The following is a 25263-nucleotide window of genomic DNA, read 5'->3' as shown; positions in this document are numbered from 1 at the left end:
TCTTTTTTAATGTTCTTATCTCTACTAAAGATTAATAAACTGTCTTAGCCCTATTATCTTCAATATCAGCGGCTTCTTCTAAAGCTTTATATACTTTGTTCTGAACTGCATTTCTGCGGGCCGTATTAAGTCTATTCATTATTGATGTGTAATTATCCAGCTTAGTCGCTTCATTTACTTTAGTCACTTCTACAACATAAACCCCCTTTTCTCCATCTATTGGTTTAGATACTTTACCTTGCTCTAGACCAAAAGCCGCACCTACAACTTTAGGCTCTACTCCTGCACCAGCTAATGTTGTATTTTTCATAGTTACTGCTGCCGCAGTTTTTGCACTTTGGCTTTGGTTTTTAGCTATTTCATCAATAGTTGTAGCGGTAATCTTATCGCGGATCAGTTTTGCTTTTTTCTCTTTTCTAATTTCTGGAGCAGCAATCACTGAAGCATCTTCGATATTCATTAAACCTTCTTCATTTTTCTCTACAAGTTTAGCTACTATAAATCCAAAATTAGAAACTGGGAATCTTTTATAATCACCTATATCAGTATCATCTTCAAACACCCAACGTACGACTTGTCTTTGACTTCCAAGACCTGGCATATTTTCATCTAATTCTTTGAACGTAACCGGCTTAACGGTTAGTTCGCGTTCCTTAGCCAGTTCATTAAAGTCACTGTCTTTAGCTGCGATTTCGAACTTAGACACCTTGTTAAAAACATCTTGAAGTGTTTGATCCGATGGTTCAACCTTTCTAGCAATAGTAGCAACTTTAACGGCATTATTAAAACTTTTTTGTTCTAATATCTCTATAACATGGTATCCAAAAGATGTACCTACTACGTCAATATCTCCTTCTTTATTGTCGAAAGAAAACGCTTTAAACTCTGGCGCCATACTAGCATTATATGCAAATTCGATTTCACCATCTTGTTCATTACTTACTTTATCAGAGGATAAGTCTAATAAATCCATAAACTTAGTACCACTCTTTATCTTTGCTAATATACTATCTGCTGTTTCTTTAGCCTCAACTTGTGTTTTTGTAACTGACGCATCAGCTCTTTGTCCACCAGCATAAGGCACTAATATATGTCTTACTTTTACCGAATCTGCCATTTGCTTGGTAGCGATAACTTTAGATAACTTAAAATAGTTTCCATCTTTATATGGCCCATAATACTCACCAACTTCTATGTTAATAATACTATCCTTAGCAACTGCAGGTAATTGTGCCGCTCTTAAGAATGAATCATCGTATTTAATGTCTGAATTAGAATTTACAAATTCCTGAACATCTTTAACATTATTGAAACCAACCTCAGTTTCTATATTTCCACTATTTTGGTTATGTACCTCTTTATCATCTTTTAAAGCTATTAACTCTGCTTTGATAGCATCTTCATCAGCTTTAGAAGCTTCTTCTTTAAATTCTACATAAACCACTTCTCTGGTAGCATCTGCCTTAAATTTTTCTTCGTGATCTTTCATGTAAGCCTTAACATCAGACTTGGCAACTTTCACTAAACTATCTGCAATAGTGGTGTAAGGGACCTGCACAAAACGGATATCAACAGTTTTTGCATCTGCCAGATACTCATCTTCTGCTTCTGCGATAGTTGTGCTCATACCAGCTTTAATCATATTGTAATACGATTGTTGAACCGCATTTGCAGCAATAGCTTGCTCATTGTTTGCCCAACTTTCGTAATTAACCATTACATTACCTAATGGAGCAGCTTCACCTTTAAGATCTTTTAAGTTTGCAATAAAAGCGTTTAATCGATTAACATCAAAGGTGCCGTTTTCATCTTGAAAATCCGGGTATGAAGAAAAACTATTTTTCAGTAAATCGCGCATTTCATCTTTCTCTACAGATAAGCCTAACTCATCAAATTCATCTTGTAAAATAATTTTGCGAAGCTCTTGATTGTAAATAACATTCATTGCTTGAGTGTTAGATGCTCTTCCTCCTGCTCTATCCTGATAATTCTTTACTTTTTGCTGAAACTCAGTTCTATTAATGTCTTTACCATTTACGGTAGCGATTACATCTTGAGCTGCACCTGTAAGTGCATCAGAATTTCTAAACAAATCACCAATAACAAAAGCAAATAAGGCCATTGCGATAACTACAATTAACACCAGTGAACGTTGTCTAATTTTATTTAAAACTGCCATAGTCTTCTTTTTGATATAAATAAGTCTGCGAAAATAGTATTTTCTAGTAAATTATAAAAGGAGATATTTGCTTTTTATAAGCTATTGGAGTGTATTAATCGATTTCGAGAATTTTAAGAAGTACTATATCTATTTTTGTAGATGATACTTCTTCGATTGTAAATTTAAAATTATCGATTTGTACATCATCATTTTCTTGCGGAATTTCTTCAGTTGCATTAACGATTAAACCACCTAATGTTTCGTAATTTTCACTTTCGGGGAGGTTTAATTTATAGGTTTCGTTGAGATAGTCTACCTCTAATCTTGCAGAAAATTTATAGGTGTTTTCATTAATTTGTTCTTCAGTCATTTCAAGTGTATCATGCTCATCTTCAATCTCACCGAATAGTTCTTCTATAATATCTTCGACCGTCATTATACCAGATGTTCCGCCGTACTCATCTATAACTACAGCTATACTCTGTCGTTTTTTTGTTAAAATATTGAGCACATCTTTAATGAGTATGGTTTCTGGTACAAAACTTACCGGAATAATGATTGATTTGATCGTTTTTGGTTTTTTAAAAAGCTCAAAAGCGTGTACATAACCTAAAATATCGTCAATATTATCTTTGTAAACAATAATTTTTGTTCGTCCGGTTTCTATAAATAATTGCCTAAGATTATCAATAGATTCTGAAATATCTACAGCCGAAATTTCAGTACGTGGCACCATAACTTCTCTGGCTTTTACTTCTGAAAATTCAAGTGCGTTTTGAAAAATCTGAATCTCACTATCTACATCGTCATGGTTTTCTACTGACTCCATCTGTTCACTAATGTAGTTACCTAGTTCTACCTTTGTCATTGCTAAAGCAACATCTTCATCTTTGGCTTTAAAAACATATTTAAGAACTGCATCCGAAATCCAAAGCACAAAATCCGAAATCCAGGAAAACAGCATATAAAATATATATGTTGGTAATGCCAAAACTTTGAGTAAGGTGTTCGCATATATTTGAAAAAACACTTTAGGTAGAAATTCTGCGGTAATTAATATCACCAAAGTAGAAATTACGGTTTGAGTGAGCAATTGTAAATCAATTAACAAATAACTTAAGGTATTACTGTCTGCGGGCAAAAGAGATTGAAACCAATGCACTAAAACATCACCCATTTTAAGTCCATAAATAACCAAGGCTATATTATTACCAATAAGCATTGCAGCAATATATTTTGAAGGCTTAGCAGTTAATCTCGCTAAAATTTTACCCAAAAAATCGTCTTGCTTTTTTTCTAGTTCTATATGAATTTTATTGGAAGAGACATAGGCAATCTCCATACCAGAAAAAAAGGCTGAAAGTATAAGTGTAGCTATAATAATTACTATATCTACAGTCATGATCTATTTTTTATTACGATCTTCAAACTTTTTACCGAATCGTTTTCTAAAAAAGAACATAAATACTGCCAGAGCAGCAAAGAAAAGTGACATATAAGATCTACTTCTATCTACTGACCAATTAGAAATGGCATCCCACAGAAATAATGCAGCAAAGAAAATATATGCATATTGAAAAAATTTAAGAATTTTCATCAGTTAGTTATCTATTATATTAAAGTGTAAAGATAGTTAATTCTCGAGTTCAAAATCACCACCCATTTCTAGCATTTGAAAGTTTTTAAAATCCTTATCAGAATCAAAACCCAAACCATGCAAAGGACCAACAGTGCGATTAAAGACCCAAGACTTATTAGTAAAGAGCCATTCTAGTTTTTCGTTATAATACAACTGCTCAGTTACTAAGGTTTCGTTCTCGTGAGTTGTAATAGTAACATTGCCTCTTAAGTCAATAATATTTGTTTCCGTGTAGAAAATAGCATAATTAGACGTGATGGTAGTTAACTTATTATTGTCGTCATAAATCTTTAGCAAGATACCATCCGGAAACTCCCTAAACGGAAAATTTCTGTTAGAATAATCTAACATTTTTGGGCTAATTAGATTTGCCAATAGACGTACTGAGTCCAACTTAAACTCTGTATATTTTAAATCTATGTCTTCTGCTTCACCAACTGGTTGATTTTGAAGCACACCAACTTTTTGCACGTCATTAAAATCATTTTCACATGCAAAAAACAAAGTCACAACAAATGCTGTGACTAAGTTTTTTATAATATGTGAATATTGTATTTGCATTAAATTTTTGGTACAGTAACTGAGCGACCAATCCAACAACCAATTTTAATTGTTGTACCAGAACAACCACAGTTAAAGATATCTGCCTTACTTGGTGCACTAGCCCTATAACTAGTAGCCGATTTTGCTGCTGCAGATTTTAAACGACCGTCTACTCTACCGGCTTTTTCTGCTTCAATAGCAGCTAACCAAAATACAGCTCTCTTGTTAAAATTACTATCACCGCAATTATTAGCACTCTTTGCATACATTGCAGCAATTGCTAAGTAAGGAGAACCATCTGACGGGTTTAGTTTTAAAGCTTCCATATAATATTGTCTTGCTTTGCTGTAACTTCCTTTACTTTTATATTCATTAGCTAACTTTTTATATTGCTTAGCCTTTTTCAAAGGATCTTTCTCTAACTGTAAAAATTGATCAAAATACTTTTTATCACCACTCAGTAAATAAAGGTATAATGCTGTATCAGCACTTGGCTCAATATTATTCTTTTGTTCTACCAATTGTAAAAATAATGGATTTTCTTTACAGCCTTTAGCATACATACGATTCATGGCACGTTGTAACCACACTCCATTAGTTTTGTTTTGCTCAAAATCTTTTTTGTATAATGGCACTAGCACTTCGCAAGTAGCTCTATCACCAAGTTTGCGATCCATACTTGTTGTAACTTTCTCTAAAGCTTCGAGACTTTTTTGGTAATAGTCTTTATATTGTACTTCTTTCTTAGTTAAAGCTATACCAGACTCTTCCTTTTCAATTAATTTATTGAGCTCTTCTGTATGGGATTTTTCTATACCCTCAATCAACTCGATAACATCATCATATTTGTCAAACATCTTTTGTGCATCTTGAGATGTTTTTGCACCAGCATCGTAAATATCTACCGCTAAAGAAAAATAAGTGTATAAAGCCTGTGGGTTAGTAAAATTCTTAGCATCCTTTTGGTATGCTTCTTCAAACATTGCATAAAGCTGCTCATTAGTTTTACCTAAATCTTTTTTGTACTTGTACGCTAAGTTAGCTTTATCTTCTAATATCTCACCTAGTTCATATTTAGAGGCGAAATGTTCTCTACTTTGATCATGTAGCAGCATTAAATCGTTAATATGTGCTACTTTATCAGCTCCAGCAGAGTTTTTAATTTTATGCTTTAAAATTTTTACCCCGTGGACATAAATTGCCCTGTTAAATTTTGGACACTTGTTTCTTACAATATTCCATGGTCCATAAGCATCATCATATTTCTTGCTCTTAACGTAACTATCAAAAATCGACAGATTGTTCATACATTCCTCATCTTGCTGAGCAAAACCGATGTTAAAACCTGCAAATAATGCTAATAATAGTATCGTAATTCTCGTCTTCATCTTATTATTTATTGTTAGTTATACTTTCTTTGTCTAAACCATCTAGCGTTCAAAGATAAACTTAAGTTAAAATTTATAAAATTCTCTTCAACTAAATTTTGGTTTGTTGTCCCTCGTTTTCCAAACTCTAAGCCAAAATTAGCATTAGAAAATAAACTTCGATCTCCAACTGGTAAACCTAGACCAAAAGATATGCCAAACTCGTTAATTGACTCATCATTTATTACCAAACCTGTATTACCGTAATTAAATCCTGCTCTGTAAACCACACGTTTAAGATAGCCAGAGAAGGCGTTGTAGTTAGGAATATAAAATCCGCCAACAGCAATTTGAGAGGAATTTTCGTAGGACGCATTAGTATTATTAAAAACGGGATTAGAAAAATCACTGGTGTTTTGAGTGGTGAATTCTGCACCAACAAACCAAGACCTTGGTTGACCTATACCAGCACCAATAGCTAATCGAGACGGAAGTGTTAGTTGGGTTCTATCTAAATTTAAAGACTCAAGGTCTGCATCTTCTGTTTGAAATACTCTTATAACATCAAACGTACTTTGATTTAACGTTACTGTAGAGTATGTACGTTGATTATCAGAGTCTAATTTAGTTTCTGGAGCATAAGCTAGAGTTGCCGATAATTCTAATTTATCAGATACCATTGTTTTGTATGCCAATCCAAAATTAAAGTTAATACCACTTAAATCTGATCTGTTAAACTCTCTCGTTTGATATTCCACTAGTTCTCCTTCTGGGTTATATTCTAGAGCTAATGCTGTGTTTTGAATATTACCAAAGTTATATTGTATATCTACACCTGCACTTAGTTTATCAGATATTTTATATCCAAAACCTGCAAATACTTTATTCACTCCACCTTCACCATCAAATCTATTAACCAAATCATTATTATCATTAATGTCATCTAGCTTATAGCCTACAGATGTGTATGGCAATAAACCAAATCCAAATCCAAATTTTCCAACAGGAACTGATAATGCCAGATAATCGAATGTAGAAGTATTTGTCTCTGCTTCGCCAAAATTGCCTTTTAACTTAACATCAGACATCGTACCTGCAACAGTAAATTTTACTGGCCTACTTTCACCTTCAAAAGGTAAAGCTTCTATATTTTTACCCACATAAGCAGCAGGGTTTCTAAGATTAACATGGATACTATCAATGTACACGCCAATACCTCCCATACTACGGTTTTCTACAGTACCTTTATATTTAAGGCTACCTATACCATAAAATGAGTATGGAGATGCTGTTCCCTGTTGTGCAAAAGTAGCAGAACCTATAATTGTAATGCAAATTACAATGAGTCGTTTTATCATTATTTTGAATTAAAATCTAGTATAAAATTCAAACCTTCTAACAAAAAATTTGAATTCGCAAATATGCTATTTTTTAATTGGTTTGACAAAAAAATGGCATCACCTCCTGTTAAAATAACTGTTAAATCTTGATGTTTTGCTATATATTGGTCTATAACACCATCAATTTCTTTAATTACACCTATTACAACACCAGAATGAATGGATGATTCTGTAGAGTTGCCTATAATTGTTTTGGGCTGGTCTCTTTGCAATAACGGAAGATTAGCAGTAAAATTATGAAGGGCTTGATAACGTAATACTATTCCTGGAGAAATTGCACCACCAAAATATTCGTTTTTATTGGTAACAAAGTCGTAAGTAATGCAACTGCCAGCATCTATAATCAACGCACTATTATTAGGAAAATGGCTTACTGAGGCACTCACTAATGCTATGCGATCTACTCCTAAAGTTTTTGGTGTTTCGTATAGGTTTTTAAAAGGTAATTTTGTTTTATAATTTAACTGAAGCACTTTTATATCCTTATCAATAATCTCAATATGCTTTTTTGATAGGCGACCTACGGAAGAAATAATGGCATTCTTTAGTTTTGGGTAATCGGTTTTTAACAACTTATATTGTTTTTTAAATTCCGAAAGCTTAAAACTTACTTTATGGATGAGTTTATTATTCTTAAAAACTGCAAACTTTACAAAAGTATTTCCAACATCAACTATAAGATTCATAAGCATTTAATAAAAGACAAATTTATAAAATCAAATTTTACAAGTTTCTTTTTGTGAATAATAAAAATGAATATATATTTGCATCCGCTTATTTAAGCAACTGGTGCCTTAGCTCAGTTGGTAGAGCAAAGGACTGAAAATCCTTGTGTCCCTGGTTCGATTCCTGGAGGCACCACTCGAGAGGACAATTTCAATTTATTTGAAAATTGTCCTCTTTTTTTATCACCTAACTCACTATCTATCTGCAATATAAAACGCAAAACATCATTGATTCTAGCAGTTCGACATTCCTTTCCTTCAAAAAAGAGATTTTCAGGAAATATCGAACTAAGTAGCTTTTGCTTTTCCTTAACAGTAGATTTATTGTAATGCCCTTTTAGGTTTTTAAGCAAATGAATACCTTTATTAAGCCATATACTGTATTGACTATTTCTTGTTTTTAAACTTTTAAGCTCTCGCCTTAGAGTTTCACGTTTCAAATTATATCTATCATAAGTCTCGGTATAAGCATCAATATCCATTTTACCATCAATATATAAGTCTTGAAGCTTCTCTAATCTTTCACTAGTTTGCTCTATCTCAGCATTCAGTTTTTTCCGCTTTATAACTATTTGTTGTTCGTTACCATATAATAGTTTCTGAATATATAAACAAAGAATAGATTTGAAAATAAATCTAAACTGAATGAAAAAAATTGGAATACTATTTTTAACTCTATTTCTGAATCTCAACTTGAGTTATTCACAAACCGAATCTGAAATTGACTCATTGCTAACTGGAATTTCGGAAACTGAAAATTCCAAAGGAATAATAAAAACTGAGCAAGCCGAAAAAATAAAAGAATTTGGAGAAAAATCATTGATAGTTCTTGCAGAATTTTTTACTGATTCTACGTTGACTAAAGTTAAATCAGATTGTCACAATCGGAACTTGACAAAAGGAGAAATTGCAATAATCATTGCTGACAGAATTGAGGGAATACCTTATTTTACTGTATTTCGAATTCAAAATTGCACTTTAACTTTTTGTGAAAATAACCCAAATAGAGTGGAATATTATTTGGGTGGAAATAACGAAATAATTCAAGAAAGATATATGGACTGATTATATAGCAAGGAGAGACTAAAAAATGTTAAAGGAAAAGATAGAAAAAAACGTAAGCGAATAATAAATGAATGGAAAAATACCAGCAGGTAACACCGTGTATAATTAATTGCTTCGGATTTTCACTTCGGAAAATCACTCGCATTAATTATCTTAGCCAACAGCGGAATGTTTCTCGCGAACCATCCCGCAACTAATCATACACAAACCGTTGCCAGCAATTTGAGAAAAACGAAATTTATGATAAAAAAAGTAATAGTTGGAATTCTAACAATCGTAATATTTGGTTGCAATTCTGACCAAAAGAAAACCAACTTGAATGAAACTTATTCAGACATTAATATTGTAGGTGCAATGAAAAATGTTATGTGGAAAGGAGAATTAGGTGGAAGTATCAGGCTCGATACAATTTCTAGCAAAAAAGGTCTTTATGGACTTGGACCAGAAAGTTATCTAACTGGAGAGTTACTTATCAATAATGGACAAAGTTATGTTTCAAAAGTCACATCTGATTCAACTATGACAGTTGAAAAAACATTTGATGTTTCAGCACCTTTTTTAGTGTATGCTAACGTAACTGAATGGAACGAAATAGAATTAGCCTCTAATATTAAGTCAATCAAAGACATTGAAAAATTAGTAGATGAAAAGACGACTGAATTTAAAAGACCTTTTGCCTTCAAATTAACAGGGAAAATTTCAAAAGCAATTATTCATATTCAAAATTTACCACAAGGAACAAAAGTTTCATCACCAAAAGAAGCACATCAAGGACAAACTAATTACGAACTGAAAGATGAAGAAGCAACGATTATTGGATTTTTCTCAACGGAACACAAAGGAGTTTTCACGCATCACGACTCAAATATTCATTTACATTTAATAACGAAAGACGAAAGTAAAATGGGACACTTGGACAAACTGGAAATTGAGAATATGAAATTGTATTTACCGAAAAAATAAAAACTGCTGGCAACACCGTATAAAATTAATTGCTAGTTCAAGCCTACTTACGAAAATCCTTGCGGATTTTCTAACTGGTTTTGTACTTGGCTATTTATTGTTAAATTTACGCAACTAACCTTATACAAACACGTTGTGATGCATTAAAAAGCAACAGAACGATGACATTTTAATAAATCTTCGATGATTCATTGTAACTAAAATAATTTTACAATGAAAACAGTATACTTTCTTGCATTTTCAATTCTCGCATATTCTTATTCAACTTTTGGGCAAACCCAAATTGGACAAACACTATCAGAATTTGCAACTGGCGACACATTTGGTGCTAGTGTTGCAATAAGCGATTCTGGTAATAGAATATTAACTAGTGCACCAAGGTTTAACACTAATGGAGAAGATTTAGCAGGAAGAGCCGATGCTTACCATTTTGATGGCACCGCTTGGGTTCAATTAGGTTCTACTTTAGAAGGGATATCCACTTCATTAGGTCTTTTTGGACAAGGGTTGGATATGAGCGGTAGTGGTAATAGAATTGCGATAGGAAACAACAATGCCCAGCCACTGGTTTATGAATGGAATGAAATCCTTGGAGATTGGGAGCAGATGGGAGATGATCTAGAATTTCCTGGACAACCAAATGCAGATTTCAAAACATTTAGATTTACACAGGACGAAAACATCTTGGTCATTGGAGCAACGGGAGCTGGTTCAGATTCTGTATACCAGTTTCAGTGGGATGGCACAAATTGGAATGCAGTAGGTAATCCGTTAGAAATACCTGTTCGAAATGAGTTGGCCATCTCGGATAATGCACAGACCGTAGCTGTTTTGTTTCGTGAAAGTGGTGTTGATAATGGTATTAAGATTTACACCTTTGATGGAACGGATTGGAGTTTACAGTTCACCAGAAGTTTTCCTACTAATATACTTATTTCAGATGGTTTTGATCTTTCAGCAGATGGAACAAGACTTATACTTTCTTATGGTGAGGATGCCATCGGAGTTGACGATGTAACCTTTGAAACTTATGATCTCATAAACGGCAACTGGGTGAAACAAATGACCGACTTAAATGTTGATCCATTGAGAAAACGTAATAATGCCTTGCGAGTATCAGCTGATGGCACTATATTTATTATTGGTTCAGGATTGGAAGGTAGTCTTAGTGAAGGATCGGGAACAAGGGTTTATCAACAAGTTGATAATTCTTGGGAATTAGTTCATTTTTTCAACTATAATAATTATGATGAATCGATATTAGGTAATGTAGATATTACGCCAGATGGTTCAAAAGTAATATTTGGTCGGAGTCTTATAAATACAATAGGATTTGTAGAAGTGTATGACATTAGTGAGCTTTTAGGAATAGATAAACATAGATTGACAGATGCAAAAATTCATCCGAACCCAACATCCGGCTATTTCACAATTAAATTACCGAGCAACCAAAATTTTTCAGAAATAATAATCAGTGACGTATTTGGTAAAGTAGTACAAAGAGTTAAAATGAATGCTGGTGATACAATTGGTGATTTGAATTTGAATGTTCACGGCAATTCTGGATTGTATTTTGTATCCATTATTTCAAGTGATGGAAAAACTAGTTTTAAACTCATCAAGAAATAACGCACCACAACAACGTGTATAATTCATTGCTGTTACTGGCTAAGACGACGAGCTTTGCGTACTTTTTACTATATTGTAACTACGAAAAACAAAGCGTGTACTTTTACGCAACTAACCATACACGAACACGTTGTGGCTAATAAAAAATGATAGAAAACAAGGTGACGTTTTGAGACTTTTAATGTTTTTTAGAACCTACTTTAAGTTCAAATAGGGTTATTTCAATAAGCATTTATTTCAGTTCAAATCTATATAATTGTGTTTTAGCAACCTAGTTTTGATTAGTAAGGACTGCTTAATTTTTTATGTTAATTGACATATCCAATTTAGAGATTGACCCATAAACAGCAAATTCCTTTTCTTTTTCGATTGCCCAAATAGCATTTCCATAATCAAAATGCCAATATTCTTTTAGATCACATACAAAACCTTCACTTTGAAACAAACCTATTAAAAGTGCTCTATTTTCTTTAGCTTCTTCACTAATTTTGGGATAGTAAGGATAACACTTTTTTGAAAGATTTATATCATATCCTTTGTTCGTGCCAAAATCCATTACACATTTTTTAGCATCATCATAAATTAATGCATCTACTGCACCTCCAGTAGCATGCATTGACTTTGTAGGAAAAGCAATAAAATAACTAACAATTTTTTTAACTTCGGAGAAGGATTTTTCTGGATACTCTTTTTGAAAGAATTCAAATTTAGTATCCCATAAAAGTTGTTGATGCTCTGAAGACCTCCATGCTGATCGAATAATCAACTTCTTATTTTGGGCATTTAACTTTTTACTAATTCTTCCTATTTTTGCAAGAATATCTTCTCTAACGAGGTACATATAATCTACAGAAATAGAAGGTTCAAAAATTAAATTGAAATCTGTATTCATTAAACTCATTAATGGCGAGTTATTTTCTAAAATTCTAATCGAAGGAGTTAAAAGCTTGTTTCTACTATCTTTTGCTTCAACTGCTTTGCAGTACGCTTTTACATTCATTAAAATTGATTGTATTTTTAGTTATATATGATGAATTTAACACTCTTAATAAAGCACTATAGTTCAAGTCAAACTCTACAGTATCTCCTACTTTTAAATTTGAATTGGTGTTATCTATTACAATGTGATCACTACTTGCACCCAAAATATCAATGTTTTGCCTTGGTATAATCCCTGAAACATCAACATCTTGTCCTCCAATAGCTAGAATAGCTCTATTCATTAAACCTTTTTCTTTGAATTTTTTAATTTTTCCATTGGCATTTTGAGATACTTTGCCATAAGGTTTGGAAGGTTTTATTTTTGATTCAATTACTTCAACCACTAATGTAAAAATGTCTGTAAAGAGTTTAGGTATTGGCTTTCTGCAAAGTGCCTCCCTTCCTAAAAAGATAGACTCTCCTAATCGTAAATTATTTATTCTACCCACATTTTTTGAAGATTTGAACCAATGATAGTTTGCAGAATTTCCGCCAGAAATAATTGTTAATTTAATTTTAAATTTTTTCTCTAAATGTGTCGCTATTGATGATAGCTTACTCATTTTGCTAGCATCAGGCCCTATTCCTCCAAAACAGGCAAGATTTGAACCTATCCCTATTAAGGAAAGCCCTTTTAATAGTAGCACCTCTTTTACAGTGTTATTTATTTCTAAAGGCATAATTCCTTCTCGTAAATCTCCCAGCTCCACCATAAGAATCACTTTATGTATAATTTGATTCCTTATAGCATATTTTGATAGCTCTTTTAGGACGATGAGTTCAGAATTTAAGCTTATATCTGTGTAAATAACAACTTCTTCTACTTGGCTTAAAGCAGGTGTTCTCAATAACAAATATTTTGCTTGAACACCAGCTTTTCGCATTTTCATAATATTTTCAATTCTAGAATCTGCAAGAATCTTTATGTCTTTTTTTACTAAAATTGAAGCGATTATCGGATTGCCACCAATCACCTTTGTAACACCAGTAATTTGAATTCCTTTGGAGCCATATATCTTTTTTAATTGTTGAATGTTATGGGCGATTTTTCCAATATCAATATCTATCCTAGGGAGTTTCAAAGTAATACGGACTCTCTCTTTAATTTCGGAAATGTTTTTAATAGTTCCTTTATCAGTTTATCACATCCATGCTTCAAGACATCTGTAGTAGGTAGGTTATAATCTATTTGATAATCTATAATAGTATCATCAATTTCTTGATCAGTCATATCTTCATGATTAATAGTAATAGCAATTACTTTTGATTTAGAAAATATTTCTATCATCTCTATCTCATCCTCTAGTGACAACATTGGGATATTAGGATAATCGCAATAATTTTCTCGCATTGGTGGATGTTGAAGAATAATTGCATCTGGCATTGCGCCACGTAAAATTGCACTTGAAGAAGTAAAAGCAGGATGGCTTAAAGCACCTTGACCTTCAACAACTATAATATCTGGTTGTTCTTTCTTACAAGCATTTAAGATAGCATTTTCAACTTCTCCCGAAGCAAAACCAGAAGTTAAAACATCTATAGCAACACCATATTTTGACCCTTGGAGTATACCAGTTTGCCCTGTGGTTACAAACACAGGATTAAAACCCCTTTCTCTCAAAGCGTTTACCAAAAGTAAAGCAGTCGTTCGTTTTCCTACCGCACAGTCAGTTCCCATTACTGCAATTATAGGAATCTTTACATTCTTTATACCTCCTGTAAAATTATGGAGGTTTTCTCGTTTTGGAGGTTTTCTCACATCCTGAATAGTAACTCCATATTTGTTGGCAATATCTCTGAATTGAACATTATCATTTAAAAATTCTGGCATACCATTAACAATATTCATTCCGTATTTGATAGCAGTAAAAATTATTTCTTTTTGTTGGTTACTCAAAAAAGAAGTGAGAGGCGCTATACCATAAATAAAATATTGAGGAATATTTTTCAATTCTTTTAAAGCACTTTCCATGTTATTGAAAACAGGAATCCCATTTTTTATACCGTCGAGATATTCTCCTGCATCCAAACCAACTTTAGTACTATCAATAATTCCAACAATTCTATAGGTCTCTGACTGACGAACTAAACCATTTGTAACTTTTCCATCTGTATTTCCAAATTCATTTTCACAATAAATTAATGCATTACTTTTCATAGTTATTCATTTTTAAATTATTAGTTTTTAATTGATCGTCAATATATGGCATTAGTTCTCTCTCAAAATAGACAAGTTCTTTTGCAGTAGGGTCTGCCTGAATCTTACAATAATATATTTTCCTAGCATATACTCTAACAATAAGTAGTACTGAAGGTCTAACTTTGGCATAAACAAAATCCCCAGCTTTAAATCTATTTTCCATGATATTTCGTGTTGTTATTTTTTTTAAGAGTAAAGTAATATTATCTAATCAGTTTTTATTGTAGTACAAATCATCTTGAATGGTAGGTTAGCTTCAATTGAACTGCTAGCAGTGCCAGGAATCAAAATTGAATCCCCAGTTTGCATAAAAGTGGAATTGTTGTTAATAACCACTTCAGCTTTTCCTTCAATAATATAAATGAATCGAGAAAAAGGAGATTTTTTATATAATTGGACTTTACCAAAATCAAAAGCAAAGACCTGTATGACACATGCGTTTCCAACAACTATGTTCTTTACTTGAATAGTATTAGAACTATAGCTTAGTAAATCCAATAAATTAAATATAGTCGATTCTTCAAATTCACTATTTTTCATCTTTCAAAAACTCCATGTTTTCCTTTTTCCTATTCTGAATACTTTTTTAAATTTCGTTTTAACCTTTTAGCTGTTTTTTTTTCTTTAGCTGTTTTGGCAGCAGGGGTTTTACCATTTTTTTTCTTACCTTCTTTTTCTTTTGACATTGTTTTAAGTATTTAATTGATTGTGATTTAAGTTAGTGTAAATGTCATTTATGGTGTTGTAAAAAAAATTAAATGAGTTACATATATCACAGATACAGTTATATTTTAAAAAATTAAAAAGCAGACTAGTAAGTCTGCTTTCAAATGCCAAATGAGATATTTCATTTGGACTTACCTTAATTGATTAATAGTAATACAAATCTGATTCATTTATTATAGTTTCAGTTACATAGCATTAACTCTAACTTACATAAATCACAGATTTTCTAAATTACACTTTCTTTTTTTACCTATTTTTTTATAAAATGAAGGGGATTGTCCTGTTACTTTTTTGAATTGATTAGATAAATGGGCTACACTACTATAATTAAGTCTATAGGCTATTTCTGTAAGGTTTAACTCGTCATAGAGTATGAGCTCTTTGGCTTTTTCAATTTTATGCTTGATAATAAAATGCTGTATTGTAATGCCTTTGACCTCGGAAAAAATATTAGACAAATAAGTATAATCATAATTCAATTTTTTACTAATAATGTCTGAATAATTAGTTTTTGGAACTTCATTAGAATAGTGTATCATTTCAATTATAACATTTTTAATCTTATCTATGAGTATACTCTTTTTATCGTCTAATAGTTCCAGACCAGATAGAGCTAAATTTGATTTCAGTTCTTGTTTTAGTCCATTAGTAATATTCTCTTTTATTTCAATCATACCAAGTTCAATACTTGTATAATGCAACCCTAGTTTTTCTAGCTCATATTTCACCATGAGTTTACATCTTAAGCTGACCATGTATTTTATATATAATTTCATAACATTTCAACCTGCTTGACAATAATTTTAAAATTAAGCTTTATTTTCTGAAGATTAACTATCTATCTATCTAATAAACTAAATAGAATATTTTTGAAATAGAAATGAGATAGGATTTGCATTTCAAAACAAAAAAAGTAAGATATTACTAGCCACAACACCGTGTATAATTCATTGCTAATGCAAGCTTACTTACGAAAATCCTCGCGGACTTTCTATCTGTGATTTATTTGCTAACTTTAATGCTTAACCACGCAACGAAATCATACACTAGACCGTTGTAGCTAATTTTAAAATGACTCTAAACGAATTAAGGACAAATATAAAGTGGTGGGAATCCAAAAGGTGGATTTATAATGCTCTCGTCGGACTATCTGGTATATTGACCATATTTAATGTGCTAGCTGAAAGCCCTTATGACTGGACATTTGAGGACACCATCGGGGTTATCATTTGGGGAATTGGAGCTAATATTTTTTATTCTTTAGGGACTTTAATTGAACTCTTTGATTGGTACTATTTGAAAAACAGACTTGGAATTAAAAGATTTAGATTATTCTTTTTTATTTCGGGCACATTTTTAAGCTGTCTCTATACTTTTTGGTGTGTTATGACATATTTCTTATGGACAGTATGGTAAATAAACTAGCTACAACAATGTATAACCGCAATTACGGCGGATTCGACTACGTCCGAATCCACTCGGAATTGCTAGCGTCAGTGCTTAATCGAAAAATAGTAATTCAAAACCCATAACTGACGGTTATACGAGACCGTTACCTGCAAGCTGAAAAAACCCAGAATTCTATCAAGATGCAAAATTCAAGACCGTATGAAACTTAATGATAAACTTCCTCAATTGCGTGATGAACGAAAAATGTCGCAAGAAGAATTGTCAGAAGCATCAGGCATTTCGATAAGAACCATACAACGTATTGAAAAAAATGAGGTAAACCCAAGACCTTATACTGCAAGAAAACTTATAGAAGCATTAAACATTTCTTTAGACGATTTTAACGATGCTTCTCAAAACAACTCAAACGTCCATATTGAAGAAAACACAAAATTAAATAGATTTATAATCTCAAATTTTTTAGTCTTTATATTTCCAGTTATTTTTTTTATACCAATAATTTTTATCTGGAAAAAAGGAAAATGGTCGGACACATCAAATATAATCTGTAAAAAAATATTAAGTTTTCAAGTTGTTTGGATTATAATAAGTGTTTCCATAACCTTATTAACCCCTTTCTTTATTAAGTTATTTGGTGGTCAAAATGTAGTAGGACAATTATTTCCAACACCAATATTAGTATATATCGCTTTAAGCTTTGTTGATGTTTTTATAGTTTTAAGAATTGCCAAAAGTCTTAAGCTTTCGTCTTCAAAATGGACATCAATTATCCCAAATTTATTCTAAAAGTAGATCTGGCATAGAAATGTCGTGTGAATGACAATGTAAATTTTTCATTTTCTTATTGATACTATATTAGGTTTGTAATCAAAACTTAATAGAAATGAAAAAAAGAATAATTTATACTATACTATTTGTAATAATGACATCATTTATATCGGTCATTATTACACTTATCATTGTAGATACATCGGATACACCATCAACTTACGATACGGTTGAATTAAAATCAAAAGTCCTTCAAGAAACAAGAGAATTAATTATAAAAAAACCAGAAAATTACAAAAAGGACACAAAATATCCAGTTGTGTATGTAGTTGGTGGAAACTCTCTAACGTATACCATCGCCAATGATACAGATTTACTTTCTCGTGTCGGAAATATTCCTGAAGTTATCGTTGTAGGAATAACAGGCATCAACCAAAAAACAAGGCAACGGGATTTAACACCACCATTCTTAAAACAAGATTTAGATGATACTAATTCCTCACTTGGTGAAGCAGATAACTTTCTAAAATATATTAAAAGTGAAGTGATACCATTAGTTGAGAAGAATTACAATACAAATAATCAAAGAACTATTATAGGCCACTCACGAGAAGGACTATTAGTATTTTATTCGCTATTATTTGAACCTGACCTTTTCGACACACGAATAGCATTGAGTCCTGCGCTTTGGCGAGAGGATAATAAGTTCATTAAGCATTTTGAGATATTTTTAAATGAGAATCCAAATTTAAGTTCCAACCTTTTTATGAGTATGGGAGAAGATGAAGTTGATAAAATGAAAATTGCTTTTGATCTAACGGTTGATGCATTAAAACATAAAGACCTTCCAAATCTTAATTCAAAATCATTCTATATGCCAAATGCAACACATCGAACCAATCATTATTTAACCGCTTGTATTGGTATTGATTATTTTTTTAACCAAAACAAAAAACAGTAAAATGAGATCTCATTTAATTGTAATAAGAATAAGTATCGCTATGTTATTTATTTCACAATCATCTTTTTCCCAAGAGAAGGTAAAACGATACCTGTTAACTTCAGAAGAGAAAACAATAACTTCAGAAAATAACAAAACATTTAACGTTGAGTCTGGGTTGTTTTATGTTCCTGAAAATAGAGAAATTGACAATGGAAGAACAATTGCAATAGCTTATTATCGTATAAAATCGAAATCAGAAAATCCTGCAATTCCAATATTTCTGTTAGCAGGAGGTCCAGGTGGCTCTTATATAAATTCATTACACAAACAAGAATTATTTAATGAAGCAAACTTCTATAGTAATTTTGCCGATGTGATCATTTTTGATCAAAGAGGTGCCGGAAATTCTATTCCAAGTTTAGATTGCAAAGGAAGTGTACTCATTCCTCTTACAGAAACACTATCAAAAAATAATATTCAAAAAGCATTAAGAAGATTAGCAACCGACTGTAAGGATTTTTGGGAAGATAAAGACGTTGACCTGTCTGCTTATAATACGGATGAAAATGCATCAGATATTAATGATTTGAGAAAAGCTTTTAACTATGAAAAAATTATGCTCGTTGGTGGAAGTTACGGTTCCCATTTGGGATTGCATATTATTAGAAAATTTCCCCATATAGTTGAGCGAGCGCTTTTTCACGGTATTGAAGGTCCAGACCATACGTGGGACGTACCTTCTGATCATCTAAATGTATTGAAACGAATTTCTACAAGAGTTGAAAGTAGTGAATATTTTATCGGAAAGATTCCGAAGGAAGGTTTGATACACGTTTTAAAGCAAATTATAAATGACGTAGAAAAAAATCCAAAAAAGGTGCTTTTGAAAAAGAATAATAACACAATTGAGGTTATTGTTGATAAAATGGTTGTTCAAGCAGTAGCTATGTACAACGCTGGAAAAAGAAATAGTCCATTAGATTGGCCAAATCTAATTTTAGATATGTACAACGGAGATTTTACTGTTCCAGCACAAGCAGCTGTGAGCATGCATAGTATATCTGCACCAAATGCAATGAGCAATGCTATGGACTTCGCCTCTGGAGTAAGTATAAACCGTAGAATTAAAATTGAAAATGATATTGCATCACAAATTTTAGGCAACATTAATTATGGTTACACAATGCGCGAGGGCATTTGGAATGAAAAAGATTTAGGAAGCTCTTTTAGGGAAAATGTGACAACAGACATACCAATTTTATTAATACACGGAACTTGGGATACTTCAACAGCTATAGAAAATGCTTATGATGTTTTGTCGACTTTAAAGAATGGGCATTTAATTGAGGTCATAGAAGGTACTCATAATGCTTTATATGAATTGTATGAATATGACAAATCCTTTCCAGCAATGATTGTGAATTTTATAAAAGGGAATACATCTAATTTCCCTGACACTTTAGAACTGCCAAAAATTGAATTTCCAGAAAGAGTCACTAAAGAACAAGAAGATTTATGGGATGCTTGTATTGTCGGAGATTTTGAAAAAGCTAAAGAATCGATAATTAAAGGTGCAGATGTAAATGCTTTGGATACTCGTAAAAGTAAATCTGGTCGTCGACCTTTAAACTGGGCTTCATTTTATGGACATTCAAAAATCGTAAAACTACTATTGGATAATCGAGCGGCTATTGATGCACAAAACAAATCAGGTTTTACAGCTATTCACCACGCAGTAGAAAACAATCAAAAAGACATAGTTATCCAGCTAATTAGAGCAAAAGCAGATATTTCAATAGCTAATAAAAATGGCAAAAAACCAAAAGATACAGCTTTGATGAAAAAGTATAGTGAAATAGTATCGCTCTTAAAATGAGAGTTTTAATTTTAAAATCTTTCTAAAAAAAGAATGATTACAATTGATTAAAACAACGGGATAATAGGACCAAACAGAAGCACATATTTGAAAAGCAGCAGGTAACACCGTGTATAATTAATTGCTTCGGATTTTCACTTCGGAAAATCACTCGCATTAATTATCTTAGCCAACAGCGGAATGTTTCTCGCGAACCATCCCGCAACTAATCATACACAAACCGTTATACGCAACACTTGTTTCAAGCTTAATTTGTATAAATATTCTAGGAGCCCGTTTGAAACACCACAACATATAAAACCCCTATTTTATAAGGTTTAAGAAACGTTCACTATTTCAATAAACAAGAACAGGCTCTTAAAAAAGAGCCTGTTGAATTTATAAGTAATTAATTATCAACAAGTAGCGATTATTAATTTACAAAAGCTCCCGTTTGGAACACTACCAAAAAAGGCAAAAAATGAAGAAAATCTATCTTTCTAAATTTAGCTTTTCTTAATAATGAAATAACATAAAAATAAAGACAAGGCCCTATTAATAATGGTGTCAAAAATGACACATAGAAAAACATAATATGCTCCGAAAAGAATTTACTACCATTTAGATATTCATGAGCTAAAACTATTGAAAACAACAATAAAAGAGCAGATAAGAAATAATTATGCAAATGCTTTTTTTTATTAACCAATAGGATTGCAAAAGCAAGAAAAATTCCTTGAGTTAATCCAATAATTAAAACAGTATTCGAGAAAAATTGCATCTTAATAAGTTTAATCATTTAATAAAAATAATTGCTTAAATAGAATAAAAATTATTCTCTTATCAAAAGTATTGAGCAAATTAAATAGCATAAATCTTCCCCTTTCATAAAATAAAACCTATTTGAGTCTAAGTATACATAGATTTCAATTAATTAATCAAAAATGTAAAAGTCATGAAAAATCTATTCATCTTATCACTAATGTCATTGTGTTCTGGTTCTGTCGCATTTGAATCCGTTAATTTATAAGAATTCTATCTTTGGGATAAAACTAGATGTTCAAAGGTCATATTTTTCCAAAATCGATTATTGTTAAAGCTGTATACTTCAAGTTTAGATTTGGTTTGAGTTATCGAGAAATAGAAGAGTTAATGGCTATTCGAGGTGTCAAGGTTGATCATGCTACGATACAACGTTGGGTTTTTAAGTTTACACCATTGTTAGAAAAAGAGTTTAGGAAACGAAAGAAGGTTGTTGGTAAACGATGGAGAATGGATGAAACCTATATAAAAGTAAAAGGTCAATGGAGGTATTTATATAGAGCAGTAGATAAAGAAGGAAATACCGTCGATTTTCTATTGACTAAACGAAGAAAACGAATGAGTGCTCAATCATTTCTAATCAAAGCCATTAGGCATAATGGCAAGCCAGAGCTTATTAATATAGATAAGAGTGGAGCCAATACCCATGCGATTAGAGTCTATAATAAGCGAACTTTTTCAAAGATTGAGATACGACAATATAAATATTTAAATAACATTGTGGAAAAGGATCATCGATTTGTAAAGAAACGGATAGCTAGAGGTTTAGGGTTTAAAGTATTTGAATCTGCCAGAAGAACTTTAAACGGAATTGAAATTGTACATATGATTAGAAAGAATCAATTGACTTCCAACAGAATGTCAATATTTAAAAGTTTCTATTCTTTGGCTGGTTAGAATTCGTAATCAATAACTATCTTAGAATTAAATCTATCAGATGCGACAGAATCAATAGTAGAACAACCAATTGGCTTATTTTTTTCATTTACTTCAATTTTTTAATTTAAAACATAATGACGAGCAGTTGGTGTAGACCGTAAGCCTGAAGCAGAAACTTGAGGTATTATTGGCATACCTGTTCTAATTATATTTTGCATTATTACTATCAGTAACTGCTAGATTTTTAATAAAGTCGACTGTCTCATCTGCTAACGAATGTGTAGTTACCAAAGGCATGTATAACTTAGTCCCTTTTATAGTTAATTTAGCTTCGACATGTAATTTATTTCTGTCTTTTTTGAAATATTATATTAATGTTGACTATATAATAAAACAAGAAAAAAGAACAGGGTAGCACAAATCTTATGGAAATGTTCATCAACGTATGTTTTAAAACAAAAAACTACGTAATCAATGAGTAATGCCCTTCAAATATTGCTATTTTTTTCGTTCTATGGTTTTAATAAACTCATCGCCATGATTAAACTCAAGTTTTTGAGTTTTCCCATCTGTTGTTGGTTCAAAGGTAATTTTTAGTGGTATTAGATCTGAGTAAAATGTATATTCATCAGCTGGATATATGTAGATAGGATTATCTCCATGAGAGGTCAAGGTCATTTTTCCATTTATAATTTTTATCTCTACTGTAGTTTCTTCTGAAGGGAAATCATAAATACCAAGGTGTTTTTTCATAGATTCAGCAAAAGGGATTTTTTTAGGAGCATGTTTTGGCAGCTTAGATTTCCCTTTTAATAGAATATTTCGAATGGTCCACCCTAAAGTGCTTCGTTCGCTATAATCACTATTACACAAAACAATAATTACAATTCCATCTTTCTCATAATAGCGGTGCATTGCTTTGTATCCATATATTCTTCCTGAAAAGTCATACATTTTTACAGGATTTTTCCAATGTGAATAATCTCGAACCTCCCATCCATAACTGTGATACAAACTTGATTTTCTTTCCTCTTTGATTGGCCATTTTTGTTTCATTTTCAAAACCATTTCTTTGGTCACTAACTTTCCACTTTCTAATGCAGAAGAAAATTTAAATAAATCATCAACTGTCGAATACAAAGCACCGCCACCAGCCAATGAGTAACTATCAAAATACTTAGCATATCCTAAACGGTCTACACCAAACTCATCTGGAGATTTGTGCATTCCTATGGAAAGTCCTAGTATGTTATCTCCTTTCTTTTTTCTAACTCCTGAGTTTTTCATTCCAGCAGGTTTAAAAATATATTCTTTAAAATATTCTTCGTATGTCATTCCGCTCGCTTCTTCTATAATATGAGTTAACACATAAAACCCAACACTTGAATATGTTTCCTTAGCACCAGGCTCAAAAAGCAAGGTGTCGTTTTTAATAGACATTGCTCTTTCTAAATGCGAAACATTTTCATCATAATCTTGGTGAGAATCTCTCCGTAAGCCTGATTGATGTGTTAATAGATGATGAATAGAAATCTTATCTGAACCATTGATTTCGGGTAGCCATTTAGACATCTTATCTTCAAAACTAAGCTTTCGGTTTTCAATTAGTTGCAATATAGCAACAGTCGTAAATTGCTTGGTGATTGAACCAATGAAGTATTTAGAATTTACAGTATTTTTGATTCCTTTTTCAATATCTGCAAAACCAAAAGCCCCTCTGTAGATAACTTTATCATTTTGAGCTACTAAAATGGAACCACTAAAAGGCTTTAAGCTATTAACATTGGCTTCTAATAATTGTTGTATTTTTTCAACTTTATCTTCTGGTTGTGCCATACAACCTAGACAAAAAAATAACATAACGATAACTCTAAACAGATTAATTTTCATCTCTAATATTTTAATATTTGTTTTCTTAATAATTCTTATTTTCATTTTTGACGATATAAATTTTATTGAGTAATAAATGTAGCATCCATATACATATGAACTAAAAAAAGCATTTCCTATATCATGATATAGCAAAATAAATCTACCTTTTTTGAGTTCTAAATTGCTTTGGTGTAAGACCCGTATCTTTTTTAAATAAGTAATTAAACCGACTATTGGATGAAAAGCCTGAGTCTTGGGCTATTCCATAAATTGTGAGATTTGCTTTCTTAGGATCAAATAAATTTTTCTTTACTTCCTCTATTCGATACTGTAATAAGTATTCTGAAAAACTTAAATCTAGATTCTGATTGATAACCTGAGAAATATATTTTGATTGTATTCCTATCGATTTTGAAAGAACTTGTAATGTTAATTTCTGATTAATAAATAATTTTTCTTCTTGCATTGCTTTTTCTATCTTTTTAAGATACATTTCTCTTTTTTCTTTAGATAGTGAAGACGTTTTATATTTTTTAGGTTTTATTCCAAAATTATTTGATGAATTCATTTCTTTATAAGCAATATAAAAAATAGGTATTGCTAATAGTGATTTAAAATTTCTCATTAATCCATTGGAAAAAAAATCAATACCAAAATTTCTAAATATCATAGCTACTAAATAAAAAGAAATTAAAAATGACATCGTAAATAAAGACGGTAGTATCCAACTATAAAATTGTTTTGCTTTTCTATAATTCTTAAAACAATGTCCAATAGCTAATATTAGATAAATTATGATTTGAATAATGAAAAGGTTTTGTAAGTTTATAATGTAATCGTGTCTATTAAAAATAATATCAAATAGAGCTATAAAAACATAAGGAGTAGTATTAAAAAAAACTATTCTTTTATTAAGTTTTTCTTCATAAAAGAGCACATATAAGAATAGTAGTGGTCCAATAAACCATGCAACATGAAGCGAAATTCTAAGTAATAATGTTTCTATTCCTAAAAAGGAATTTAAATGGTAGCATGTTCTTATTGAAAGGATTGCAAAACAAAAGCAAAGTAGTCCTAATAAAATATTTAATATTTTTTCTCCTTTTCTTTTAAAGAAGAAATGAAAAACTAAAAAGATAGCTTGGACTGCTATGATTATATTTATTATTGAAAGTATTTTCACCAACATTTTAAGGTGCAAATATTAATTAGTATGAAAAATAACTTATTTCTATAAATTTGAGTTTTTGATAATAAAGCCATTTAAATTTCAAAATAAATTAATTGTGAAAATTACATCAGAATCATATTTATA

The 25263-nt window shown here is 31.5% G+C and carries 23 protein-coding genes and 1 tRNA gene; 9 read left to right on the top strand and 15 right to left on the bottom strand.

Features of this window, described 5'->3' with window-relative positions; genetic code table 11:
* Positions 1-31 precede the first annotated feature (31 nt).
* The 7 genes from Q0912_RS01095 to Q0912_RS01065 all read right to left on the bottom strand — a co-directional run bounded on the left by Q0912_RS01095 (position 32) and on the right by Q0912_RS01065 (position 7796).
* Complete coding sequence (locus Q0912_RS01095) at positions 32-2179, bottom strand: SurA N-terminal domain-containing protein (protein WP_299111070.1); 2148 nt, start codon at positions 2177-2179, stop codon at positions 32-34.
* Between the two features lie 94 nt (positions 2180-2273).
* Complete coding sequence (locus Q0912_RS01090; protein ID WP_299111069.1) at positions 2274-3563, bottom strand: hemolysin family protein; 1290 nt, start codon at positions 3561-3563, stop codon at positions 2274-2276.
* A gap of 3 nt (positions 3564-3566) precedes the next feature.
* Positions 3567-3758: a hypothetical protein gene (locus Q0912_RS01085; protein WP_299111067.1), complete on the bottom strand. Its 192-nt coding sequence runs from the start codon at positions 3756-3758 to the stop codon at positions 3567-3569.
* Positions 3759-3794: 36 nt separating this feature from the next.
* Positions 3795-4361 (bottom strand): LPS export ABC transporter periplasmic protein LptC, encoded by a 567-nt coding sequence (lptC, locus tag Q0912_RS01080; RefSeq protein WP_299111065.1) that lies wholly within the window; start codon positions 4359-4361, stop codon positions 3795-3797.
* On the bottom strand, positions 4361-5731 hold the full coding sequence (locus tag Q0912_RS01075; protein WP_299111063.1) for a hypothetical protein: 1371 nt from the start codon (positions 5729-5731) through the stop codon (positions 4361-4363). The genes lptC and Q0912_RS01075 overlap by 1 nt, the downstream gene beginning before the upstream one ends.
* Positions 5732-5745: 14 nt before the next feature.
* On the bottom strand, positions 5746-7068 hold the full coding sequence (locus tag Q0912_RS01070) for a hypothetical protein (protein WP_299111061.1): 1323 nt from the start codon (positions 7066-7068) through the stop codon (positions 5746-5748).
* Positions 7068-7796 (bottom strand): type III pantothenate kinase, encoded by a 729-nt coding sequence (locus tag Q0912_RS01065; protein ID WP_299111059.1) that lies wholly within the window; start codon positions 7794-7796, stop codon positions 7068-7070. The genes Q0912_RS01070 and Q0912_RS01065 overlap by 1 nt, the downstream gene beginning before the upstream one ends.
* Positions 7797-7898: 102 nt before the next feature.
* Between Q0912_RS01065 and Q0912_RS01060 the strand changes: the two genes are divergently transcribed.
* From Q0912_RS01060 to Q0912_RS01045, 4 genes are all read left to right on the top strand, one after another.
* Positions 7899-7971: transfer RNA gene (locus Q0912_RS01060), tRNA-Phe, on the top strand.
* A 509-nt stretch (positions 7972-8480) separates the two neighbouring features.
* On the top strand, positions 8481-8900 hold the full coding sequence (locus Q0912_RS01055) for a hypothetical protein (RefSeq protein ID WP_299111057.1): 420 nt from the start codon (positions 8481-8483) through the stop codon (positions 8898-8900).
* Positions 8901-9140: 240 nt separating this feature from the next.
* Positions 9141-9863, top strand: coding sequence for an acetolactate decarboxylase (locus Q0912_RS01050; protein ID WP_299111055.1), 723 nt, complete (start codon positions 9141-9143; stop codon positions 9861-9863).
* A gap of 213 nt (positions 9864-10076) precedes the next feature.
* Positions 10077-11492 carry a T9SS type A sorting domain-containing protein gene (locus Q0912_RS01045; protein WP_299111053.1) on the top strand — a complete coding sequence of 472 codons (1416 nt, stop codon included), beginning with the start codon at positions 10077-10079 and terminating at the stop codon, positions 11490-11492.
* Between the two features lie 295 nt (positions 11493-11787).
* Here the strand turns inward: Q0912_RS01045 and Q0912_RS01040 are convergent, their stop codons facing one another.
* The 6 genes from Q0912_RS01040 to Q0912_RS01015 all read right to left on the bottom strand — a co-directional run bounded on the left by Q0912_RS01040 (position 11788) and on the right by Q0912_RS01015 (position 16175).
* Complete coding sequence (locus Q0912_RS01040; RefSeq protein ID WP_299111051.1) at positions 11788-12492, bottom strand: M15 family metallopeptidase; 705 nt, start codon at positions 12490-12492, stop codon at positions 11788-11790.
* Positions 12461-13555: an alanine/ornithine racemase family PLP-dependent enzyme gene (locus tag Q0912_RS01035; RefSeq protein WP_299111049.1), complete on the bottom strand. Its 1095-nt coding sequence runs from the start codon at positions 13553-13555 to the stop codon at positions 12461-12463. The genes Q0912_RS01040 and Q0912_RS01035 overlap by 32 nt, the downstream gene beginning before the upstream one ends.
* The gene (locus tag Q0912_RS01030; protein ID WP_299111047.1) at positions 13552-14631 is read right to left on the bottom strand and encodes a DUF1611 domain-containing protein; all 1080 of its coding nucleotides are present in this window, start codon (positions 14629-14631) and stop codon (positions 13552-13554) included. The genes Q0912_RS01035 and Q0912_RS01030 overlap by 4 nt, the downstream gene beginning before the upstream one ends.
* Positions 14621-14836 carry a hypothetical protein gene (locus Q0912_RS01025; protein WP_299111045.1) on the bottom strand — a complete coding sequence of 72 codons (216 nt, stop codon included), beginning with the start codon at positions 14834-14836 and terminating at the stop codon, positions 14621-14623. Before Q0912_RS01025 ends, Q0912_RS01030 begins: the two co-directional genes overlap by 11 nt.
* 44 nt (positions 14837-14880) lie before the next feature.
* Positions 14881-15171, bottom strand: a complete 291-nt coding sequence (locus Q0912_RS01020) for a cupin (protein ID WP_299111043.1) — start codon at positions 15169-15171, stop codon at positions 14881-14883.
* Positions 15172-15614: 443 nt separating this feature from the next.
* Complete coding sequence (locus Q0912_RS01015) at positions 15615-16175, bottom strand: AraC family transcriptional regulator (protein WP_299111041.1); 561 nt, start codon at positions 16173-16175, stop codon at positions 15615-15617.
* A gap of 295 nt (positions 16176-16470) precedes the next feature.
* Between Q0912_RS01015 and Q0912_RS01010 the strand changes: the two genes are divergently transcribed.
* From Q0912_RS01010 to Q0912_RS00990, 5 genes are all read left to right on the top strand, one after another.
* A complete protein-coding gene (locus tag Q0912_RS01010; RefSeq protein WP_299111039.1) occupies positions 16471-16815 on the top strand; it encodes a hypothetical protein in 345 nt (114 codons plus the stop codon).
* A gap of 192 nt (positions 16816-17007) precedes the next feature.
* Positions 17008-17595, top strand: coding sequence for a helix-turn-helix domain-containing protein (locus Q0912_RS01005; RefSeq protein ID WP_299111037.1), 588 nt, complete (start codon positions 17008-17010; stop codon positions 17593-17595).
* Positions 17596-17692: 97 nt separating this feature from the next.
* A complete protein-coding gene (locus tag Q0912_RS01000; protein WP_299111035.1) occupies positions 17693-18538 on the top strand; it encodes an alpha/beta hydrolase-fold protein in 846 nt (281 codons plus the stop codon).
* Between the two features lies 1 nt (position 18539).
* The gene (locus Q0912_RS00995; protein WP_299111033.1) at positions 18540-20396 is read left to right on the top strand and encodes an alpha/beta fold hydrolase; all 1857 of its coding nucleotides are present in this window, start codon (positions 18540-18542) and stop codon (positions 20394-20396) included.
* Between the two features lie 1035 nt (positions 20397-21431).
* Positions 21432-22094, top strand: a complete 663-nt coding sequence (locus Q0912_RS00990) for an IS6 family transposase (RefSeq protein ID WP_299111030.1) — start codon at positions 21432-21434, stop codon at positions 22092-22094.
* Between the two features lie 480 nt (positions 22095-22574).
* On the opposite strand, the gene Q0912_RS00985 is transcribed toward Q0912_RS00990, so the two are convergent.
* Entirely contained in the window at positions 22575-24011 is a 1437-nt protein-coding gene (locus Q0912_RS00985) for a serine hydrolase domain-containing protein (RefSeq protein ID WP_299111028.1), read from the bottom strand.
* A gap of 97 nt (positions 24012-24108) precedes the next feature.
* The gene (locus Q0912_RS00980; protein ID WP_299111026.1) at positions 24109-25137 is read right to left on the bottom strand and encodes a response regulator transcription factor; all 1029 of its coding nucleotides are present in this window, start codon (positions 25135-25137) and stop codon (positions 24109-24111) included.
* Positions 25138-25263 lie beyond the last annotated feature (126 nt).

Origin of the sequence: uncultured Winogradskyella sp., from assembly GCF_947498345.1 — a bacterium.
In the GTDB taxonomy this organism is placed as follows: Bacteria; Bacteroidota; Bacteroidia; order Flavobacteriales; family Flavobacteriaceae; genus Winogradskyella.
This window is presented reverse-complemented; position numbering and strand designations above follow the sequence as displayed.

Coding starts and splice junctions, on each gene's coding strand:
- Q0912_RS01025 (WP_299111045.1), bottom strand. CDS start 14,836: ATGGAAAATAGATTTAAAGCTGGGGATTTTGTTTATGCCAAAGTTAGA.
- Q0912_RS00980 (WP_299111026.1), bottom strand. CDS start 25,137: ATGTTGGTGAAAATACTTTCAATAATAAATATAATCATAGCAGTCCAA.
- Q0912_RS01050 (WP_299111055.1), top strand. CDS start 9,141: ATGATAAAAAAAGTAATAGTTGGAATTCTAACAATCGTAATATTTGGT.
- Q0912_RS01055 (WP_299111057.1), top strand. CDS start 8,481: ATGAAAAAAATTGGAATACTATTTTTAACTCTATTTCTGAATCTCAAC.
- Q0912_RS01090 (WP_299111069.1), bottom strand. CDS start 3,563: ATGACTGTAGATATAGTAATTATTATAGCTACACTTATACTTTCAGCC.
- Q0912_RS00985 (WP_299111028.1), bottom strand. CDS start 24,011: ATGAAAATAAGAATTATTAAGAAAACAAATATTAAAATATTAGAGATG.
- lptC (WP_299111065.1), bottom strand. CDS start 4,361: ATGCAAATACAATATTCACATATTATAAAAAACTTAGTCACAGCATTT.
- Q0912_RS01000 (WP_299111035.1), top strand. CDS start 17,693: ATGAAAAAAAGAATAATTTATACTATACTATTTGTAATAATGACATCA.
- Q0912_RS01085 (WP_299111067.1), bottom strand. CDS start 3,758: ATGAAAATTCTTAAATTTTTTCAATATGCATATATTTTCTTTGCTGCA.
- Q0912_RS01005 (WP_299111037.1), top strand. CDS start 17,008: ATGAAACTTAATGATAAACTTCCTCAATTGCGTGATGAACGAAAAATG.
- Q0912_RS00995 (WP_299111033.1), top strand. CDS start 18,540: ATGAGATCTCATTTAATTGTAATAAGAATAAGTATCGCTATGTTATTT.
- Q0912_RS01030 (WP_299111047.1), bottom strand. CDS start 14,631: ATGAAAAGTAATGCATTAATTTATTGTGAAAATGAATTTGGAAATACA.
- Q0912_RS01010 (WP_299111039.1), top strand. CDS start 16,471: ATGACTCTAAACGAATTAAGGACAAATATAAAGTGGTGGGAATCCAAA.
- Q0912_RS01095 (WP_299111070.1), bottom strand. CDS start 2,179: ATGGCAGTTTTAAATAAAATTAGACAACGTTCACTGGTGTTAATTGTA.
- Q0912_RS01065 (WP_299111059.1), bottom strand. CDS start 7,796: ATGAATCTTATAGTTGATGTTGGAAATACTTTTGTAAAGTTTGCAGTT.
- Q0912_RS00990 (WP_299111030.1), top strand. CDS start 21,432: ATGTTCAAAGGTCATATTTTTCCAAAATCGATTATTGTTAAAGCTGTA.
- Q0912_RS01040 (WP_299111051.1), bottom strand. CDS start 12,492: ATGAATGTAAAAGCGTACTGCAAAGCAGTTGAAGCAAAAGATAGTAGA.
- Q0912_RS01015 (WP_299111041.1), bottom strand. CDS start 16,175: ATGAAATTATATATAAAATACATGGTCAGCTTAAGATGTAAACTCATG.
- Q0912_RS01075 (WP_299111063.1), bottom strand. CDS start 5,731: ATGAAGACGAGAATTACGATACTATTATTAGCATTATTTGCAGGTTTT.
- Q0912_RS01045 (WP_299111053.1), top strand. CDS start 10,077: ATGAAAACAGTATACTTTCTTGCATTTTCAATTCTCGCATATTCTTAT.
- Q0912_RS01070 (WP_299111061.1), bottom strand. CDS start 7,068: ATGATAAAACGACTCATTGTAATTTGCATTACAATTATAGGTTCTGCT.